The organism is Streptomyces sp. NPDC048504, assembly GCF_043200035.1.
GTDB lineage: Bacteria > Actinomycetota > Actinomycetes > Streptomycetales > Streptomycetaceae > Streptomyces.
Genome location: NZ_JBICXA010000024.1, coordinates 53917 through 72961 on the forward strand (window position 1 = coordinate 53917; position 19045 = coordinate 72961).

The following is a 19045-nucleotide window of genomic DNA, read 5'->3' on the forward strand; positions in this document are numbered from 1 at the left end:
GCCCCCGTGGAGATCTCGATGGACAGCCCGATCGCCGTCATAGGAGGAACCGGCCGCACAGGCCGGCTCGTCGCCCGTCAACTGCTCGCCCGGAGCGAGAGCGTCCGCGTCATCGGCCGCAGCACCCAGCGCGCCCGCCGCCACACGCCGCCGCAGGCCCAGTTCTTCGCGGCCGACGTGCGCTCCCCCGACTCCGTCCGCACCCCGCTGCACGGCTGCTCCGCGGTCGTCTACATCGTGGAGCCTGGCACCGACGACGCCGGTCCGGACAGCCCGGAGACCACCCTGCACACCGGGGTCCGCCATGTCCTCGACGCCCTGCGCTCCACCGCCGCGGCCCCGCACGTCGTGCTGGTCAGCCAGCGTCATGTGACCCGGCGCGACCACCCCATGAACGCCTACGGCCGGATGCTGGACTGGCGGCTGGCCGGCGAGAACGCGGTCCGCTCCTCCGGGCTGCCGTACACCGTGATCCGGCCCGGCTGGCTGACCGACGAGCCCGACCACGGTCATCTGCACCTGGAACAGGGCGACTTGGGGGACGGCCGGGTGGCCCGCCCGCTCGTCGCCGACGCCTGTGTGCAGGCGCTGTACTCCCCCGCGGCCCGCGGCGTGACCTTCGAGATGCGCAGCGAGACGGGACCGGGCGCCAGTCCCGTGCCCTGGCAGGAACTCTTCGCCGGCCTGCGCGCCGACGCCCCGACCGCGGCCCGGGCCGCACTCACATGAGGTGGCCACCGATGTGTACGACACCCCGACGGACTCTGCGACCGATGCCATGACAGAACAGATGACCTTACGCCCCGACGAGGCCACCGGATCCCCCGGCGGCCGTCCCTCCGACGTCACCCCCGGCCGGCCACAGCCGCTGGGCCCCACCGTCGACGCCGACGGTGTCAACTTCTCGCTCTTCTCCGAACACGCCACGCAGGTCGACCTGTTGCTCTTCGAGCACTGCGACAGCCCGCAGCCGTACCGCACCATCACGCTGCTGCCCGACCGGCACCGCAGCTTCCACTTCTGGCACTGCCACGTCAGCGGGATCGGCGCGGGCCAGGTCTACGCGTTCCGCATCGACGGACCGCGTGACAACGGCGAGTTGGGCACCCGGTTCGACCACCGCAAGGTGCTGATCGACCCGTACGCGCGCGCCAACATCAACGGCCGCTGGGAGCGCACCCACGCGATCGGTCCCGGTGACAACGTCGAGAGCTGCATGCGCAGTCTGGTGGTCGACCTCGACGACTACGACTGGGAGGGCGACACCCCGCTGCGTACCCCGATGGCGGAGACCGTCGTCTACGAGATGCACGTGCGCGGTCTGACCGCGTCGCCGACCTCGGGCGCCGAGCGTCCCGGCACCTTCTCCGCCGTCATCGACAAGATCCCGCATCTGCGTGAACTCGGCGTCACGGCCGTGGAGTTGCTGCCTGTCTTCGACTTCGACGAGACCCAGGTCCTGCGCACCGGCCCCGACGGCACCCCGCGGCGCAACTACTGGGGCTACGACCCCTACGGCTTCTTCGCCCCGCACACCGGCTACTGCTCCAGCCCTCATCTCGCCACGCACATCACCGAGTTCCGCGACATGGTGAAGGCGTTCCACCAGGCGGGCATCGAGGTCATCCTCGACGTGGTCTTCAACCACACCAGCGAGGGCAACGAGTTCGGGCCGACGATCAGCTTCCGGGGCGCGGCCAATGAGGCGTACTACCACCTGTGGCCGCAGGACCGCTCGCACTACATGGACTTCACCGGGTGCGGCAACGCGGTAAACGCCAACCATCCGATGGTCACCAAGTTCATCGTGGAGAGCCTTGAGTACTGGGTGACCGAGCACCACATCGACGGCTTCCGCTTCGACCTCGCCTCCGAACTCTCCCGCGGCCCGCTCGGCTACGAGATGGCCGTGCCGCCGGCCCTGTGGGCGATCGAACTGTCCCAGGTGCTGGCCGAGACGAAGATCATCGCGGAGCCGTGGGACGGCGGCGGCCTCTATCAGGTCGGCCGGTTCCCGGGGAAGCGCTGGGCGCAGTGGAACGGTCCATTTCGCGACGACGTACGGCGGTTCGTCCGCGGTGACGCGGGGATGGTCGGCGAGGTCGCCTCACGGCTCGGCGGCTCCGCCGACCTGTTCGCGGCCCAGGGCGAACTCCCCACCAACAGCATCAACTTCATCACCTGCCACGACGGCTTCACCCTCAACGACCTGGTCAGCTACAACGCCAAGCACAACCACTCCAACGGCGAGGCCAACGCCGACGGCGCCGACGAGAACTACAGCTGGAACTGCGGCGTCGAGGGCCCCACCGACGACGCCGACGTCGAGTGCCTGCGGGTACGGCAGATCAAGAACCTGCTGTCCCTGCTGATGCTCAGCCGCGGTGTGCCGATGCTGCTGGCGGGCGACGAGTTCCGCAACAGCCAGGGCGGCAACAACAACGGCTACTGCCAGGACAGTCCGGTCTCCTGGCTCGACTGGAACCAGGCCAGGAAGGAGAAGGAGACCACCGGCTTCACCCGGCGGGTCATCCAGCTCCGCAAACGCTACCGCACCCTGCGCGAACCGCAGTTCTTCTCCGAACGCCTCAACTCCCGCTCCCTGCCCGACATCACGTGGCACGGCACCCGGCTCGACCAACCCGGCTGGGAGGACCCCAACGCCCGGGTGCTGGCCTGCACGTACGGCGGTTTCGACGGTGACCCGGATCTGCATCTGATCCTCAACATGTACCACCTGGGCCTCGACTTCGAGCTGCCCGAGATCCCCGGTCACCGCTGGCACCGCGTGCTCGACACGGCCCGCCCCGGCCCCGACGACATCCCGCCGCCCGGAGAAGAGGAGCTGGTCGACGGTCCCACCCACCACGCCCAGGGCCGCAGCGTCGTCCTGCTGGCGGCCCTGCCCGACGAGAAGGGCACCTGAGATGACTACCCCTGCCCAACGCCGCATCCACTCCGACACCCTCGCGGGCTACGTCACGTACTACAGCCCGACCGGCCGCCGTTTCGGCCTGCGCACCTCCGACGAACGGGAGTTCACCGTCCACCTGGCGTCCAACGCCGTCTCCCGCATCGTCCGCAACCTCGGTGACGACTACCGCGACACCACCGCCGACACCGCCGACATGCTGGCCGAGGGCCGGTTCCTCTTCGCGTACGGCATCCTCTACGAGTGGGAGGGCGGCTCCCGGTTCGACGCGAAGGAGATCACCTTCCCGGAGGAGACGCGCGGCCAGTACGTCTTCGAGCACCCGAACTGGTGGGTCCAACAGGCCACCGCCATCGCCGACTTCTATCTGCGCGGCCAGTTCCCCGACGGGGTGTACGACTGGCGCGGGTTCCGCACCCACCTCACGCTCAGTGGCACCCACCTGCCGGACTTCGCCGGCGGGGACGTGCGCCAGGAGACCGACACCATCTCCCGGCTCGTCTACGGACTGTCCACGGCGTACCTGCTGACCGGCGAGGACCGCTTCCTGGAGGCGGCCGAGGCCGGCACCCTGTACCTGCGCGAGCACATGCGGGTGGACGACGTCGCCGACGGCATCACCTACTGGTACCACGGCATCGACATCACCTCGTCCGGCCACCGCCCGGTCTTCGCCTCGGAGTTCGGCGACGACTTCGACGCGATCCCGATGTACGAGCAGATCTACGCGCTCGCCGGCCCCACCCAGACGTTCCGCATCACCGGCGACCCGCGGATCCTGGAGGACATCGACCGGACGTCCGCCCTGTTCCAGAAGTACTTCCGCGACCCCGTGCGCGGCGGGTTCTTCTCCCACATCGACCCGATCACCCTGGACCCGAACGCCGACTCGCTGGGCCGCAACCGGGCCCGCAAGAACTGGAACTCGGTCGGCGACCACGCCCCGGCGTACCTGATCAACGCCTATCTCGCCACGGGCCGCGCGGACTTCGCGGCGCTGCTGGAGGAGACGGCGGACACCATCGTGGAGCGGTTCCCCGACGAGCCGAACAGCCCGTTCGTCCAGGAGCGGTTCCACGCGGACTGGAGTCCGGACCGGACCTGGGGCTGGCAGCAGGACCGGGCGGTCGTCGGCCACAACCTGAAGATCGCCTGGAACCTGACCCGCATCAAGTCCCTGTTCGACAAGACCGAGTACGCCACGACCGCCGAGCGCATCGCCGAGATCATGCCGGCGGTGGGCAGCGACGGACTGCGCGGCGGCTGGCTGGACGTGGTCGAACGGCAGCCCGACCCGGACAGCGGCATCCACCGCATGGTGTGGCACGACCGCAAGGCCTGGTGGCAGCAGGAGCAGGCGATCCTCGCCTATCTGATCCTGGCCGGCACCACCGGCGACCCGGAGCAACTGCGGCTGGGGCGCGAGGCGGCGGCGTTCTACAACGCCTTCTTCCTCGACTACCAGGACGGCGGCGTCTACTTCAACGTCCTCGCCAGCGGTATCCCGTACCTGCTGGGCACCGAGCGCCTCAAGGGCAGCCACGCCATGGCCGGCTACCACGCGCTGGAGCTCTGCTACCTCGCGGCCACCTACACCGGGCTGCTGCTCAGCAACGACCCGATCACCCTGCACTTCAAGCCCCGCCCGGAGGACCTCCCGGACCGGGTGCTGCGCGTCGCGCCCGACCTGCTGCCCGCGGGCACCGTGGAGCTGACCCGGGTGTGGATCGACGACCGGCCGCACCAGGACTTCGACGGCAAGGCCCTCACCGTCCGGCTGCCGCGCGGCGACGAACCCGTCCGGGTCCGCGTCGAACTGGAGCCGGCCACGATGCGGCTGCGGATGCGCACCACGTTCGACGGCGGCACCGCGCACGTCGTCTGCCACGGAGTGATCGACGCGGCCGAACTGGGCAAGTTCCGCCGCATATTGGCCGAGGTCATGGCCGCGGCCCCGCGCCGGGTGGAGTTCCATCTCTGCGAGGTCGGGGGCATGTGCCGGCCGGCCATCAACGAGCTGCTGTTCCAGCGCACCAAGGCGGGCCTGGACGTCGACTTCGTCATCGTGGGCTGTGCGCTGCCGGACGTGGCGGACGCGTTGCTCGCGACGGACGCCTTCCTGCTGGCTGGGGGTGACGAGTGCAACCATGACTGAACTCGCGACCTTCACCCTCCCATTACGCCCGATGCGCGCCCCGGGGGCACCGCCGGGCACCTCCGCCGGTCTCCCCGCCTACTGCCGTGATCTGTTCGGCGACTTCACCCGTGCCGACCAGCGGCGCTGGGGCGAGGTGTACGTGCGCGGGCTGCTGGACGTGCCCGGGCGCAAGACGCCCGCCCGGATCTCCGAGCAGGTGCTCGGCAGGCGGGCCGTGCAGCAGATCCAGCAGTTCGTGAACCAGAGTCCGTGGGCGTCCGCTCCCGTACGGGGGCGGCTCGCCCGGCAGGTGGTGCGCGCCTCGCGGGCCGAGGCCTGGTCCATCGACGAGGTGGTCTTCGCCAAGAACGGCGACCGGTCGGTGGGCGTGGCCCGGCAGTACGCGGCCTCCCAGGAGCGGACGGTGAACTGCCAACTGGCGCTCGCCGCCTCCCTGGTGGGGCAGGCCGGCGGGGTCCCGGTGAACTGGCGGCTGATGCTGCCGGCCCGCTGGGACCGCGACGAACGGCTGCGCGGCCAGGCCCACGTGCCGGTACAGGAACGCTGCCGGCCACGCTGGAGCTACGTCCTGGAGGCGCTCGACGAGATGCTCGACGAGTGGTCCCTGGAACCGCTGCCGGTGCTGGCCGACTGGCGCTGCGAGAGCGACCCCGACCCGCTGCTGCGCGGTCTGGAAGCACGGGGCCTGGGCTATCTCGTGCAGGCCGCGCCGCACACCCCGGTGCTGCTGCCCCGACGGCAGGCCACCACCCCCGGGGTGCGCGGCACGCTCGCCGAACTCGCCGGGCACGCGGCCCGGCACGGTGAGCGCACCTCGGTGACCTGGCACGACCCGGTGACCGAACGCATGCGGCACTCGGAGTTCGTGACGGGCCCGGTCCTGCTCCGCGCGGACCCGGCCGCCGCCACGGCACCCCGGCCGCGGCTGCTCCTCGCGGACTGGCCCTACGGCCGGCCCCGTCCGCGCGCCTACTGGCTGACGAACCTCCCGGCCCGCCGGCTCGCGGAGATCGTGCCGCTGGCGCAGCTGCGCAGGTTCGCCGAGGAGGCGCTGGGCCGGATGCACGAGGAGTTCGGGCTCGGCGACTTCGAGGGCCGGTCCTTCCGCGGCTGGCACCACCATGTGACGCTGGCCTCGGCCGCGTTCGGCTACGACATGGTGCGCCAGCAGGCCGACGAGAGAGCGCTGACCCGGACGCGTGCCTGAACTCGCGCACCGCGTGGGCCCCGTACGGATCCGTCCGTACGGGGCCTCCGCACGCTCACTTCTCCCAGCCCACCCGGCTGAAGTCGACGTCGCCGAGTCCCGGCACCCCGTAGTTCGCCAATCCCTTGCGCACGGCGAGGATCTGAGGCCGCTGGTACAGCTCGATGTCGTGACCGAGCTTCCAGATCTCGGCGTCCGCCCGGTCGTAGAGCTTCTCGGCGGCCCGTTCGTCGAGGGTGCCGACGGCCTGGGAGAGGAGCTTGTCCACCTCGGCCGAGCCGACCCCGCCGTAGTTCTGGAAGGCCTGTCCCTTCTCGGGGCGGCGGTAGACGGCGTAGGCGGAACTCGGGTACGTCAGGCCGGTGAAGCGGAAGATGGCGAGGTCGAAGTTGCCCTTCTCCAGGTACTGCGGTGCGTAGGCGGAGGCGGGCACCTGCTGGATGACGACCTGGACACCGACCTGGGCGAGCATGTGCTGGACGAGCTGGGCGAGATCCTCGCCGAGCCGGTTGGTGCCCTCGCTGAGCACGAAGCGGAGGGTGAGGCTACGGCCGTTCTTGACCCGGGTCTTCCCGCTGCCCGGGCTCTTCCAGCCCGCCGCGTCCAGGGCTCGTGCGGCGGCCTCGGGGTCGTAACTCCCGTACGGGTGCGAGTTGTCGGCGTATCCGGGCTGGTTGGTCATGAAGAAGTGGTTGCCGAGCAGCGGCACCTTCACCGGGAGTCCCTCGGCGGCGACGTCGGCCAACGCCGTGCGGTCGACAGCCTGTTGGACCGCGTTGCGCACGGTCCGGTCGGCGAGCGGGCCGCCCGCGCCGTCGAGGGTGATGTGCACCTCGTCCCACGCGGACCCGATGCGGATGTCGCTGTCGGACGCCTTCTTCAGCTGGGCGTAGGCCTCGCTGGTGGCGGCGTTGACCGCGTCGACCTCGCCGTTGAGGAAGGCCTGGAGGGCGGCGTCGGCGTCGAGGACGCGGAAGACGATCCGGTCGAGCCGGGGTCGGGTGCCCCACCACCGGGGGTCGGGCACGAAGGTGAGTGTCTGCGCCGTCCTGTCGACCTGGCTGAGCTTGAACGGCCCGGCGGTGATGGGCAGTTGCCCCTGCCAGCCGGAGTTGAAGCGCTGCGGGGTGTCGTAGCCGGCGGCCGGGAAGAGCGGGGTGAACAGCCTGCGCCAGTCGGCGTACGGCTGCTTGAAGGTGACGCGGACCTCGTGCGGGCCGGCGCCCTGGCGGACGTCCGCGATGCGGTCGTAGCCGCTGGTGTCGGCGACCAGGTAGCGCTGGTCGGAGCCGGAGAGCGCGTGCCACTGGGCGGCGAAGTCCCGCCAGCCCAGGGCCGTTCCGTCGGACCAGCGGGCCTTCGGGTTGAGCCGGTAGGTGACGACCTGGGGCGAGGTGCCGGTGACGGACGCGGACAGAAGGTATTCGGGGACCGCGTGCGGGACGCCTTTGACGTCACGGGCGAAGAGCCGGGGCTCGGTCATGCTGTCGACGGTCCACACGTCGTCCAACGCGCCGTCGACGTGGTCGTAGTTGAACTGCGTGATCATCTGCGCGATCGGCAGGGTCAGCGTCCCGCCCGAGCGAAGGGCGTCCGTGGGCCGGGAGTTGATGTCGTACGTGCCGTACGTCGGCAGGGCCGGGTGCCGGCCGGGGTCCGGAGAGCCGGAACAGCCGGCCACGAGGAGGGTGAGTGCGCAGGCCGGCGCCCACGCGGACCAGACCCGTAACCGCTGCACCTAACGGCCCTCCCCGTGCGGACGAACCGTCAACTGCCCGAACTGTCACGCGAATTGCGGAGCCGGAGCTTAACATCACGATGTGTCACCCATATGAAGCGGAACGAGTTCCATGCTCTCCCTGATCCTCAGGCGCCTGGTCCACTGCACGATCCTCTTCCTCTCCTCCGTCGTCCTCACCTACACCCTCGCCGCTACGGCGCTCGATCCACGCGCCTACTTCGAGGGCCGGCAGCCGCCCCCGCCCAGCCGGGTCGTCGACCGCGAGCTGGCCCGGCTGGGCATGGACGACCGCGCCCCGCTGCCCGAGCGCTTCGCGCACTGGGCGGACCGGGCCGTCCACGGCGACCTGGGCCGGACCATCGACGGCGAGTCCGTGGACGCCGAGTTCGGCCGCCGGGTTGGAGTGTCCGTGCGGCTGCTGCTGGTGGGGACGGTGGCCGGTACGGCGGTCGGGGTGCTGGCCGGGGTGTGGGCGGCGGTCCGGCGCGGCGGGCTGGGCGACCGGGCGCTCACGGTGTTCTCGTTCGCGGTGCTGTGCGCGCCGACGTTCGTGCTGGCGCTGCTGCTGAAGACCGGGGCACTGGCGGTCAACCGGGCCGCGGGCAGCACGGTCATCCTGTACACGGGCGAGCACACCCCGGCACTGCAGGGCGACTGGGCGGCCCAACTACGTGACACGGCAGCCCACTTGCTCCTCCCGGCGATCTGTGTGGCCCTCCCCGCGATCGCCTCGTACAGCCGCTACCAGCGTGCCGCGACCCTCGACGTGCTCGGCGCCGACCATCTGCGCACCGCCCAGGCCAAGGGGCTCACCCCGGGGCGGGCGCTGTTGCGGCACGGGCTGCGGATCTCGCTCGTCCCGGTGTCGGTGTTCTTCTCCTTCGGGATGCTGACCCTGTTCACCGGGGCCGTGTTCACCGAGGAGATCTTCGGCTGGCCCGGCATGGGCAGTTGGCTCGTCGACTCGGTGCAGAAGGGCGACGTCAACTCGGTGGTGGCGATCGACCTGTTCGCCGCGGCCGTCGTGCTGCTCGCCGGCCTGCTGGCCGACGTCGTGCACGCGCTCCTCGATCCCCGGGTACGGCAGCCGTGACGGGCGCCGGCCGGGGGCGGGCGGTGCTGCGGCGGATGGTGGTGCGGCGGCCGGGGGCGCTGTGTGGACTCGGGGTCCTGGTGGCGCTGTTCGCGCTGGCTTTCGTGGGGCCGTTCGTCAGCCCGTGGACGCACACGGACGTCGACTACACGGCGCTACGGCAACCGCCGGACGCGCGGCACTGGATGGGCACGAACCGGATCGGGCAGGACGTGTTCGCCCAGGTGGTGCGGGGGCTGCAGAAGTCGTTGCTGATCGGGTTGCTGGTCGCCCTGTTCTCCACTGTGCTGGCAGCCGCGGTGGGTGCGTGCGCCGGTTACTTCGGCGGCTGGACGGACCGGGTGCTGATGTTCGTCGTGGACCTCATGCTCGTCCTCCCCGGCCTGCTCGTGCTGGTCGTGGTCGCCCCGAAGCTGCGGGACCGCGGCTGGATCGCACTGGTCGGGCTGCTGGCCCTGCTGGGCTGGATGGTCACGGCGCGGGCGGTGCGCGGCATGACCCTGTCCCTGAAGGAGCGTCAGTTCGTGGTGGTGGCACGGCTGATGGGAGTTTCCTCTCTGCGGATCATCTGGCGGCATGTGCTGCCGCACACGGCGTCGTTCCTGATCACGGACGCGACGATCGCCGTAGGCGGGGCGGTGATCAGCGAGACCGGCCTCTCGTACTTCGGCCTGGGCGTCCAGCCGCCCGACGTCTCCCTCGGCACGCTGATCGCGGACGCGACGGATGTGGCGCTGGTGTATCCGTGGATGTTCTTCTTCCCCACGGGCTTGTTGATCGCGTTCGTGCTGGCGGTCAACCTGGTGGGCGGCGCCCTGCGGGACGCGCTGGACCCGACGACGACGGACTCGGCCCGGCCGTCCCGAACCTCCCTGTCGGGGATACCCAGTTGACCACCGTCCTGGAGGTCCGTGGCCTGACGGTCGGCGTCGAGCGGCGACCGGCACTGCCCGTGGTGCGCGGCGTCGACCTCACCCTCCGACGCGGTGAAGTCCTGGGCCTGGTGGGCGAGTCGGGCACCGGCAAGACACTCACCGCGCTCGCCCTGATGGGGCTCGCGCCGCCGGGTGCCCGGGTGGGCGGTTCGGTACGACTGCTGGGCGAGGAACTACTAGGCCTGCCGGTACGGGAGTTGGCGAGGATCCGCGGCCGCCGCATCGCGATGGTCTTCCAGGACCCGCTGCACGCCTTCACCCCGGTGCGGCGGGTCGGCGACCAGATCGCGGAGGCCCTGCGCATCCACCAACACCCGCGCCCACGCCGGGAGTCGGCGCAGCGGAGGGCGGTGGAACTGCTGGACTTCGTAGGGGTGCCGAGGCCGGGGTGGGCGGCACGCGCCTACCCCCACCAGCTCTCCGGCGGGATGCGCCAACGGGCGATGATCGCGATGGCGATGGCCAACAACCCCGACGTCCTGGTCGCGGACGAGCCCACCAGCGCGCTCGATGTCACCGTCCAGGCACAGGTGTTGGAGGCCCTGGCTGCCGCCCGGCGCGAGACGGGCGCGGCGTTGCTCCTGGTCACCCACGACCTGGGGGTGGTCGCGGGCACGGCCGACCGGGTCGCCGTCCTGTACGCGGGCCGCATCGTGGAAACGGGCCCGGTGGAGGCGGTCCTGACCCGCCCCCGAATGCCGTACACCCTCGGCCTGGTCGGCTCGGTACCCCGCCCCGACGCCCGCTCCCCCCTCACCCCGATCCCGGGAACGGCCCCCACTCCGGGCACCGCGGACCCCGGCTGCGCCTTCGCTCCGCGCTGCCCCCTCGCCGAACCGGACTGCGTCGCCTCGGACATCCAACTCCTGGGCGTGGACAGCCCGTCCAGAGCCGGCTTCGCGGGAATCGACGCCCACGAAGCCGCTTGCCGCCGGGTCCGGCTCGTGTCGCAGCGGACGGCGGTGGAACTGTTCCCGCCCGGCGGGGAGATCGGTGGGGGTGCACGGGGCGAGGGAGGCATGAAGGGCCCGGCGCTGATCAGCCCTGGCGACGGGAGCCCGGGGGCGCGGAGCCGGGCCTTGCCGCCTGCGCCGGGCGACGGGAATCCGAAAACGCGGGGACACATCACGCCGCCGGTGGCGGGCGGCGGAGACCCAGAGGCAGCGGGACTCCCCGCTCCGCCCTCACCCGGCCACGGGAATCCGGGGCCACACGGAGGCGGCACGCCGCCCACTCCCGGCAACAGGGGCCCAGGTCGGCACAGGCAGACCACGCCGTCCACACCCGGCACCGGGAGCCTGTGGCCATGGAGACGCAGCACACCTCCTGCCCCCGGCAACGAGAACCCCGCGGCCACACCGTCCACACCCGACCACGGGAACCCGGCGCCGCTTGGACACGCCACGCCCGCCGCACCCGGCCACGGGGACCTGGAATCACAGGGACCCACCGCACGGCCCGTGCCCGGCACCGGAAACCCCGAGTCAGCCGCAGGCACCCCACCGTCCGCGCCCGCCCCCGGAGACCCGGCATCACGGGCACGCCCCACTCCGTCCCTCCCAGATCCACCGAATCCTGTGCCCGCGCTCCCCCGACCAACCGCGGAACCCACCCCGCCCACGCCCGAACTCGTCCTGCGCGTCACCGGTCTGGCCAAGTCCTACGTCCCGCCCAGTGGCCGGCGCCGTCGCGAGCGGACGGTGGTCGCCGTGGAAGAGGTCGATCTGGAGGTCCGCCGCGGCGAGACCCTCGCGCTCGTCGGTGAGTCCGGGGCCGGGAAGTCCACGGCGCTCATGGAGATCGTGTCGCTCACCGCGCCCGAGGCGGGGGTCGTGGAGATCCTCGGGCAGGATGTCGCGCGCCTGACGCGGCGGACCGCGCGGCTGTTGCGCGGGGCCGTGCAGATCGTGCCGCAGGATCCCATGTCGAGTCTTGATCCGCGGATGCCCGTGGGCGACATCGTCGCCGAGCCGCTGCATGCGCGGCGGGTGCCTCGGGACGTCGTAGCGTCACGGATTCCGCGGTTGCTCAGCCAGGTGGGGTTGGATCCGGCGGACGCGGAGCGGTATCCGCATCAGTTCTCCGGGGGGCAGCGGCAGCGGGTCGCCATCGCCCGGGCCCTGGCCGTCGAGCCCGCGTTGCTGCTGCTCGACGAACCCGTGTCCGCGCTGGACGTGTCCGTGCAGGCGCAGATCCTGGATCTGCTGCTGCGGCTCAAACGGGAGTTGGGGCCTGCCTATCTGCTGGTGTCGCACGACCTCGCGGTGGTGCGGCAGATCGCCGACCGGGTGTCCGTGATGTACGCGGGGCGGACTGTGGAGACGGGGCCTGTGGCCGAGGTGTTCGACGCGCCCCGGCATCCCTACGCGCGGGCCCTTCTGTCGGCCGTCCCGCTGCCGGACCCGGTCGCGGAGCGCGCCCGGCGCCGGATCGTGCTGCCCGGCGACCCCCCGTCCGGTGTGCCGGTCACGGCGGGGTGCCGGTTCCTGGCCCGTTGCCCGGTCGCCGCGCTGCTCGCGCCGGGGCCGCGTACGCGGTGCGAGAACGAGATTCCGCGGGCCGCTCAGGTCACCGTGGCGGGCACGCACACCGTGGCCTGTCATTTCCCGCACGGCGGAATGCCCTGGCAGCACATACGGACGGACCGGGGGACGTCCGGCCGGCCGTCGTACTGACCGCCGGACCGTCCACCGGTCCGCTGAGCCTGGTGCGCTGTTCGTCCGTACGGGCGTCACCTCAGCAGCAGGCACCACTCGCACCGCTGGACTGTGCGATGCCTTCGCGCAGGGGATGGGTGGTGGCACCCGATCCGTTCAACCAGAGTCCGCTCGTCACAAGTCCACCGACGAAGACGACGATTGCTATGAGCGTGAATACTTTGATGCTCATGAAAATCTCCTCTCCGAGCATTTACGGATGACGCGTTGACAAGGAGAGTCAACAAGAACTTACTCAATCAGTCAAGTATTAATCTCGCAAAAGACGATCTCGAAAAGCGGAATGCCCTTACCCATATGAAATCTGAATTAGCGTCAATTCAGAAAATGCCAGTCCAGACCACTTCGCGCCAGCGAATCGATCACGCCGACTCCATTGGATCGTCGGCGACTTACTGGTAACGTTGATCTGTCATCCCGGTGGTCATAGCCACCTCCAAGGAGCCCACATGGACCCTCTCGAAAACACGACGACGACAGGGCTGGGCGAGCGCATCCGGCTGCTGCGCGGCAAACGTGGCCTCAAGCAGCAGGATCTGGCGTCCAGCGAGATATCGGCGAGCTACATCTCCTTGATCGAATCCGGCAAGCGCGCCCCCTCGGAGTCCGTGCTCGCCGCGCTCGCGGAGCGCCTCGGCTGCTCCGCGGAGTACCTGCGCAGCGGCCGGGACGACCACGAGCTGGAAGAGGCACGCCTGCGGCTGGCCTTCGGCGAGATGGCTTTGCGCAACGGCAGCAACGGCGAGGCGCTGCAAACCCTCAGCGAACTGCTGACCAGGCCCAGCCTGTTGGACGTCTCCATGACCCGGCGCGCCCGCATGGGCCAGGCCTCCGCGCTGGAGAAGCTCGACCGCACCGAGGCGGCCATCGCGGTCCTGGAAGAGCTCTACCGCGACCCCGACCTGGCCCCGGGTTCCACCGAGTGGTGCCAGACGGCGGTCGCCCTGTGCCGCTGCTACCGCGACGCCGGCGACATCACGCTCAGCATCGAGATCGGCGAGCGGGCCATGTCCCGGCTGGACGCCCTCGGCCTGGACGTGACGGTCGACCACGTCCAGCTCGGGGCCACGCTCATGGCGTCGTACCACATGCGTGGTGACCTGACGCGGGCGCAGCTCATGGGCGGCAAGCTCCTGGACGCCGCCGAGAAGCAGGGCGCGCGGGCAGCGCGGGGCGCGGTGTACTGGAACGCGGGTCTGGTCGCCCGCTCCCGCGGTCAGCTCAACGAGGCCATGGCCCTGGTGGAGCGGGCGCTCGCGCTGATGTCCGAGGACGACAACCTGCGCCATCTCGCCATGCTCAAGATGAACTACGGCTCACTCCTGCTCCAGGTCGACGAGCCCGAACCGGCGCGCGGCAAGCAGTTGTTGGAGGAGGCACAGCAACTGCTGGCCGAGGTGGGCAACGCGCCGGAGCTGGCCCAGTGCGAGATCGGGCTCGCCGACGCGGACGCGATGCTCGGGCAGTGGGACGAGGCCGCGGCGCACGCCGAGCGCGCGCTCGGGCTGACCGGCACCGAGTCCCGCATCCAGGCCGTCGGCGCCCGGGGCACGCTCGCCGAGATCCAGCTGATGCGCGGCAACGTCGACCAGGCGGCGCAGTATCTCCAGGCCGCCACGCGGCAGTTGCGCCAGTTCCGGCCGTCCCACCAGGTGGCTCTCAACTGGCGTTACCTGGGCGACCTGTGGAAGCGGCAGGGCAACACCGCCGAGGCCCTCAAGGCGTACGACCGGGCCCTGTCGGCCGCCGGTATGGCACCGCACCGCGACCCCAGCCAGATCTTCACCGAGCACCAGCGTTCCTGAGGTCCCGGCCGTATTCCCGAATCCGGTCGAGTTCCCTACCGTCCAGGTGGAGTTCGGCTCGCGGGCGGCACCGCGCAAAGGCGTGGACCATCGGCCGTCGTGCCTGGTAAAGGCATGGACCATTCGACGTCGAACAGACCGCCGGAGCAGGTCGCCCGGTTCCGTTTCCCGCCGGACCGGAGCCCTCCGAACCCCCCGCCTGGAAGAGTGTCCGGTCCGGGGGGTTTCGTCGTGTCTCCGGTCGGGGCGCCGGCGGCGGACGGATGAACTCCCCCGAATTACCGCGCCGTTCGCCGGAACAAGCCCGCCGACGGCGCTCATTTCCTCGCCCTGGAATTCCCGCCGCGCACCGCCGACGGGAATTCCGAATACGGCCCGGATTCTCAATTCCCGGTCGGCGCAAGGGAATTCCCGGCGGCGGATGCCGTCAGCGGGAGGCGTTCGCCAAGCGGTGCACGGCCGCGAGCGGGATCGGCAGCCGGTCGGGGCGGAGCCGGGACTCGTACACGGCCTCGTATACGGCCTTGTCCGCCTCGAAGGCGCGCAGCACCACGGGCCGGCAGTGCGGGTCCTCCCCTCCGGCCGCCGCGTAGCCCTCGATGAACGCGCGCCGGTTGCGCAGCGCCCACGCGGACGCCCACCGTCGGCGGCGCATTCGTCGGGCGGGCGAGCCGTCCCCGGAATCACCGGACTCCAGGTCGGCGAGGCCGGTGCGGGCCGCGTAGTCGAAGGAGCGCAACATGCCGGCTACGTCCCTCAACACCGGCTGCGGGAGGGCGCGTTCGGCGGCGGTGCGGGCCGGCTCGCCCTCGAAGTCGACGATGCGCCAGCCGTCGGCGGTGCGCAGCGCCTGGCCCAGGTGCAGATCGCCGTGGGTGCGCTGGGCGAACACGGGGCGGCCGCGCCCGGCGACCCGGGCGTAGTCGTCGAAGAGGGCGCCGATCCGGGTGGTGTAGCGAGCGAGCGCCGGGACCTCCTCGGCGGCCTCCTTGAGCCGCATGTTCATCCCCGCCGCCTCCTCGGCCACGTCCTGCGCCGTGAGCCGGCTGCGGCCGAACGCCTTGTCCAGCGCACCGTGCACCTCGGCGACGGCCCGGCCCAGGCTGTGGGCGTGCGGGGTGAATCCGCCGCCGGTCGGTACGCCGCGGCCCGCCTCGTCCATGCAGTCGCTCGCGTGCCTCACCGCCTCCTCCCAGCCGTCCCGGGCGTCGGGCAGGAACTCCTCGACGAGGCCGAGCACCAGGCCCTCCGCGCCGGGGGCGTCGCTGTGCAGGGCACCGTAGAGGCGGGGTGTGCGGGCGCAGTGTTCCCGGGTGAGGGCGTGCAGGGCCTCGACCTCGGTGTGCGGGCCCGGTTCGGGGCGGCGGAAGATCTTGAGGAGGATCTGGCCGCCGTAGGCCACGGCCGTGTTGCTCATCTCGCCGTCGAGCGGGTGGGGCACGAGGCCGACGGGGAGCGGATAGCGGCCGGTGCGTTCCAGGCGGGGGCCGGGGCCCGTGCCGCCGCCCGCCAGTTTGCGCAGCAGCAGGCCGAGGAGAGCGCCGTCGGCCAGGGCGTCGTAGACCCGCCAGCCCTGCCAGGGGCCGGCCGGGACGGTGGTGATCGCGGCGGGTTCGAGACGGGCGGGGAGCTCGGGCCGCAGGCCGAGCAGGAGTTGGTAGTGCAGGGTCTGTCCGTCGGGGCGTGCGGCCGAGACCACGGCGTGCAGGAGCAGGGGTGGTTCGTCGCCGAGCGCGGAGGCCGCGCGGGCTTCGAGGCGTGCTCCGGTGAAGCGGGCGTCGAACCAGCGGCGGCCTTCCAGCCAGGGTCCGAGGGCCGGGAACAGGGGTTCGAGGATGCCGTCGCTCATGATCCCTCCGCGGGTGTGAGCACGTGCGCGACCTGGTGGGCCGGATCGAGGCGTACGTAGGTGGACTCGCCCCAGGCGTAGGTCGCCCCGGTGAGTTCGTCGCGCAGCTTGAGCGTGCCGTCGGCGGGCAGGCCGAGGGCGGCCGGGTCGCAGGTGACGGTGGCCTCGTGGGCGTGGTGCGGGTCGAGGTTGACGATCACGAGCACCAAGTCGCTGCCGCTGTCCGGCAGTTCGACGCTCTTGGTGTAGGCGAGGATCTGGTCGGAGTCGGTCTGCTGGAGGCGCAGGTTGCGCAGTTCCTGGAGGGCCGGGTGCAGTCGGCGGAGCCGGTTGAGCAGGGTGATGAGGGGCGTGATGGTGCGGCCCTCGGCTTCCGCACGTGCCCAGTCCCGGGGCCGGAGTTGGTACTTCTCCGAGGCGAGATAGTCCTCGGTGCCCTCGGCCAGCGGGGTGTTCTCGCAGAGTTCGTAGCCGGCGTAGACACCCCAGCTCGGCGCGGCGGTCGCGGCGAGCACGGCCCGGACCTCGAAGGCGGGTCGGCCGCCGTGCTGGAGGTAGGCGTGCAGGATGTCGGGGGTGTTCACGAACAGGTTGGGCCGCATGAACCCCGCGCTGTCCAGGGCGAGTTCGGGCAAGTAGTCGGTCAGCTCCTCCTTGGTGTTCTTCCAGGTGAAGTAGGTGTACGACTGCTGGAAGCCGGCCTGCGCCAGCGCGTGCACCATCGCCCGCCGGGTGAACGCCTCGGCCAGGAACAGCACATCGGGGTCGGTGGCGTTCACCTCCGCGATCAACCACTCCCAGAACTGCACGGGTTTGGTGTGCGGGTTGTCCACGCGGAAGATCCGCACCCCCTGGTCCATCCAGTGCCGTACGACGCGCAGCGCCTCGGCGTACAGGCCCTCGGGGTCGCCGTCGAAGTCGAGTTGGTGGATGTCCTCGTACGTCTTGGGCGGGTTCTCGGCGTAGGCGATGGAGCCGTCGGCGCGGTGGTGGAACCACTCGGGGTGCTCGGTGAGCCAGGGGTGGTCCGGTGAGCACTGGAGGGCGAGGTCCAGGGCGACTTCGAGGCCCAACTCCCGTGCTGTGGCGACGAAGTGGCGGAAGTCGTCCTCGGTGCCGAGGTCGGGGTGGATGGCGTCGTGGCCGCCGTGCCGGGAGCCGATGGCCCAGGGCGAGCCGACGTCGTCGGGGCCGGCGTGGAGGGTGTTGTCCGCGCCCTTGCGGTGGGTCGTGCCGATGGGGTGGACGGGTGGCAGATAGACGACGTCGAAGCCCATCGCGGCGACGGCGGGCAGCCGCTCGGCGGCACTCCGCAGTGTGCCGCCGACCGGGCGGCTGCCCGCCTGGACCACCGCTCCCTCCGAGCGCGGGAACAGCTCGTACCAGGAGCCGACGAGGGCGCGCCGCCGTTCGACACGCAGGGGCAGGGGCCGGGAGGCGGTGACGAGGTCACGCAGCGCGTAGCGCCCCAGGGCGGCCGTCACCCGGGGGGCGGTGACGGCGGACAGCCGGGCCGGAGGGGGGCCCAGGGTGTCGCGGAGCGCGGCCGCGGCCGCGGAGACCGCCTCCCGGCGGTCCGATGCGGTGATGCCGAGTGCGGCCCGTTCATGCAGCAACGCGCCCTCGGTCAGGGTGAGTTCGGTGTCGACGTCGGCCTCGATCTTGAGCGTGGCGTCGTGCCGCCAGCTCTCCAGCGGGTCGGCCCAGGCCTCGACACGGAAGGTCCACAGGCCTTCTGCGTCGGGCACCACGGTGGCCTGCCAGCGGTCGGCGTCCTCGTCGACGAGGGTCATCGGGACCCGGTGGGCGGGGCGCCCCGCGGGATCGTGCAGGACGACGTCCGCGGCCACGGCGCCGTGGCCCTCGCGGAAGACGGTGGCCGTGATGTCGAGGTGTTCTCCCGTCACGGCCTTGGCGGGCAACTCCCCGTCCCGCACGCGTGGTTGGACGTCGAGAACGGGGATGCGCCCGGTCACCGGTGTCATGGTCGACTCCTCCCCGCTCGGATCCCGTCAGCGGAGCCCGGTCGGGGCCGGCGTCCGGGCTGCGAGCAGGTCGATGATGGTCCGTGCGAAGAGGTGGCAGTGGTTGCCGGTGCGGCCGGTGACCAGGTCGTCGTGGATGACGACGTCCTGGTCGACGTACTCGCCGCCCATGTTGCGCAGATCGCCCAGCAGGTTGTTGTGCACCACCGCGCGCCTGCCCTGCATCAGACCCTGCACGGGCGCGGCGAGCCACATGCCGTGGCAGATGATGCCCTTGAGGATCGCCGGGTCGGCGAACGCCCGGCGCAGGAACTGCGAGGCGGGCGGCAGCAGTTGGGGGTCCTCGGTGAAGCGCAGCCGGTCGGCGACCATCCCGGAGGGGACGATCACCGCGGAGTACTCCTTCAGCGCGAACTCGTCGAGGTCCTCGAAGGACTCGGTGACCTCGAAGGGCATGCGGTGCTCATGGCCCTGGAAGGTCATCTGCTCGTTGCCCCACAGCCGGGACAGGAAGTGGACCTCGGCTCCCTCCTCGGGGAAGCGGTAGCGGTAGTAGAGGATCTCGGGCTCGTAGAAGTCGCTCTCCATCAGGACGGCGATCTTGTGACCGGACAGTCGCACGG

At 71.1% G+C, this 19045-nt stretch carries 13 protein-coding genes; 8 read left to right on the forward strand and 5 right to left on the reverse strand.

Annotated features, from left to right (window positions below; genetic code table 11):
* The first annotated feature begins 18 nt into the window (after positions 1-18).
* The 4 genes from ACGFY9_RS43690 (at position 19) to ACGFY9_RS43705 (ending at position 6297) form a co-directional block, all read left to right on the forward strand.
* Complete coding sequence (locus tag ACGFY9_RS43690) at positions 19-729, forward strand: NAD(P)H-binding protein (RefSeq protein WP_393763892.1); 711 nt, start codon at positions 19-21, stop codon at positions 727-729.
* A gap of 61 nt (positions 730-790) precedes the next feature.
* Complete coding sequence (glgX, locus tag ACGFY9_RS43695) at positions 791-2926, forward strand: glycogen debranching protein GlgX (RefSeq protein WP_393763894.1); 2136 nt, start codon at positions 791-793, stop codon at positions 2924-2926.
* 1 nt (position 2927) lies between these two features.
* Positions 2928-5087 carry an AGE family epimerase/isomerase gene (locus tag ACGFY9_RS43700; protein ID WP_393763896.1) on the forward strand — a complete coding sequence of 720 codons (2160 nt, stop codon included), beginning with the start codon at positions 2928-2930 and terminating at the stop codon, positions 5085-5087.
* Positions 5080-6297 (forward strand): IS701 family transposase, encoded by a 1218-nt coding sequence (locus ACGFY9_RS43705; protein ID WP_393763898.1) that lies wholly within the window; start codon positions 5080-5082, stop codon positions 6295-6297. Before ACGFY9_RS43700 ends, ACGFY9_RS43705 begins: the two co-directional genes overlap by 8 nt.
* 55 nt (positions 6298-6352) lie before the next feature.
* Here ACGFY9_RS43705 and ACGFY9_RS43710 read toward each other — a convergent pair whose 3' ends face one another.
* Complete coding sequence (locus ACGFY9_RS43710; protein WP_393763899.1) at positions 6353-8035, reverse strand: ABC transporter family substrate-binding protein; 1683 nt, start codon at positions 8033-8035, stop codon at positions 6353-6355.
* A 112-nt stretch (positions 8036-8147) separates the two neighbouring features.
* Between ACGFY9_RS43710 and ACGFY9_RS43715 the strand changes: the two genes are divergently transcribed.
* The 3 genes from ACGFY9_RS43715 to ACGFY9_RS43725 are packed head-to-tail and all read left to right on the forward strand — an operon-like array spanning position 8148 to position 12741.
* The gene (locus ACGFY9_RS43715) at positions 8148-9131 is read left to right on the forward strand and encodes an ABC transporter permease (RefSeq protein ID WP_393763901.1); all 984 of its coding nucleotides are present in this window, start codon (positions 8148-8150) and stop codon (positions 9129-9131) included.
* Positions 9128-10024, forward strand: coding sequence for an ABC transporter permease (locus ACGFY9_RS43720; RefSeq protein WP_393763903.1), 897 nt, complete (start codon positions 9128-9130; stop codon positions 10022-10024). The genes ACGFY9_RS43715 and ACGFY9_RS43720 overlap by 4 nt, the downstream gene beginning before the upstream one ends.
* Positions 10021-12741 carry a dipeptide ABC transporter ATP-binding protein gene (locus ACGFY9_RS43725; protein WP_393763905.1) on the forward strand — a complete coding sequence of 907 codons (2721 nt, stop codon included), beginning with the start codon at positions 10021-10023 and terminating at the stop codon, positions 12739-12741. The genes ACGFY9_RS43720 and ACGFY9_RS43725 overlap by 4 nt, the downstream gene beginning before the upstream one ends.
* 61 nt (positions 12742-12802) lie before the next feature.
* Here ACGFY9_RS43725 and ACGFY9_RS43730 read toward each other — a convergent pair whose 3' ends face one another.
* Entirely contained in the window at positions 12803-12955 is a 153-nt protein-coding gene (locus tag ACGFY9_RS43730) for a hypothetical protein (protein WP_158697264.1), read from the reverse strand.
* Positions 12956-13232: 277 nt separating this feature from the next.
* Between ACGFY9_RS43730 and ACGFY9_RS43735 the strand changes: the two genes are divergently transcribed.
* Positions 13233-14588 (forward strand): helix-turn-helix domain-containing protein, encoded by a 1356-nt coding sequence (locus ACGFY9_RS43735; RefSeq protein WP_393763907.1) that lies wholly within the window; start codon positions 13233-13235, stop codon positions 14586-14588.
* Between the two features lie 427 nt (positions 14589-15015).
* Here the strand turns inward: ACGFY9_RS43735 and ACGFY9_RS43740 are convergent, their stop codons facing one another.
* From ACGFY9_RS43740 to ACGFY9_RS43750, 3 genes are read right to left on the reverse strand one after another with little or no spacing between them, the layout of a single operon-like run.
* The gene (locus ACGFY9_RS43740; protein ID WP_393763909.1) at positions 15016-16437 is read right to left on the reverse strand and encodes a hypothetical protein; all 1422 of its coding nucleotides are present in this window, start codon (positions 16435-16437) and stop codon (positions 15016-15018) included.
* Entirely contained in the window at positions 16434-18422 is a 1989-nt protein-coding gene (locus ACGFY9_RS43745; protein ID WP_393763910.1) for an alpha-1,4-glucan--maltose-1-phosphate maltosyltransferase, read from the reverse strand. The genes ACGFY9_RS43740 and ACGFY9_RS43745 overlap by 4 nt, the downstream gene beginning before the upstream one ends.
* Positions 18423-18449: 27 nt before the next feature.
* Positions 18450-19043: a DJ-1/PfpI family protein gene (locus ACGFY9_RS43750; RefSeq protein WP_266865035.1), complete on the reverse strand. Its 594-nt coding sequence runs from the start codon at positions 19041-19043 to the stop codon at positions 18450-18452.
* Positions 19044-19045: the final 2 nt, after the last annotated feature.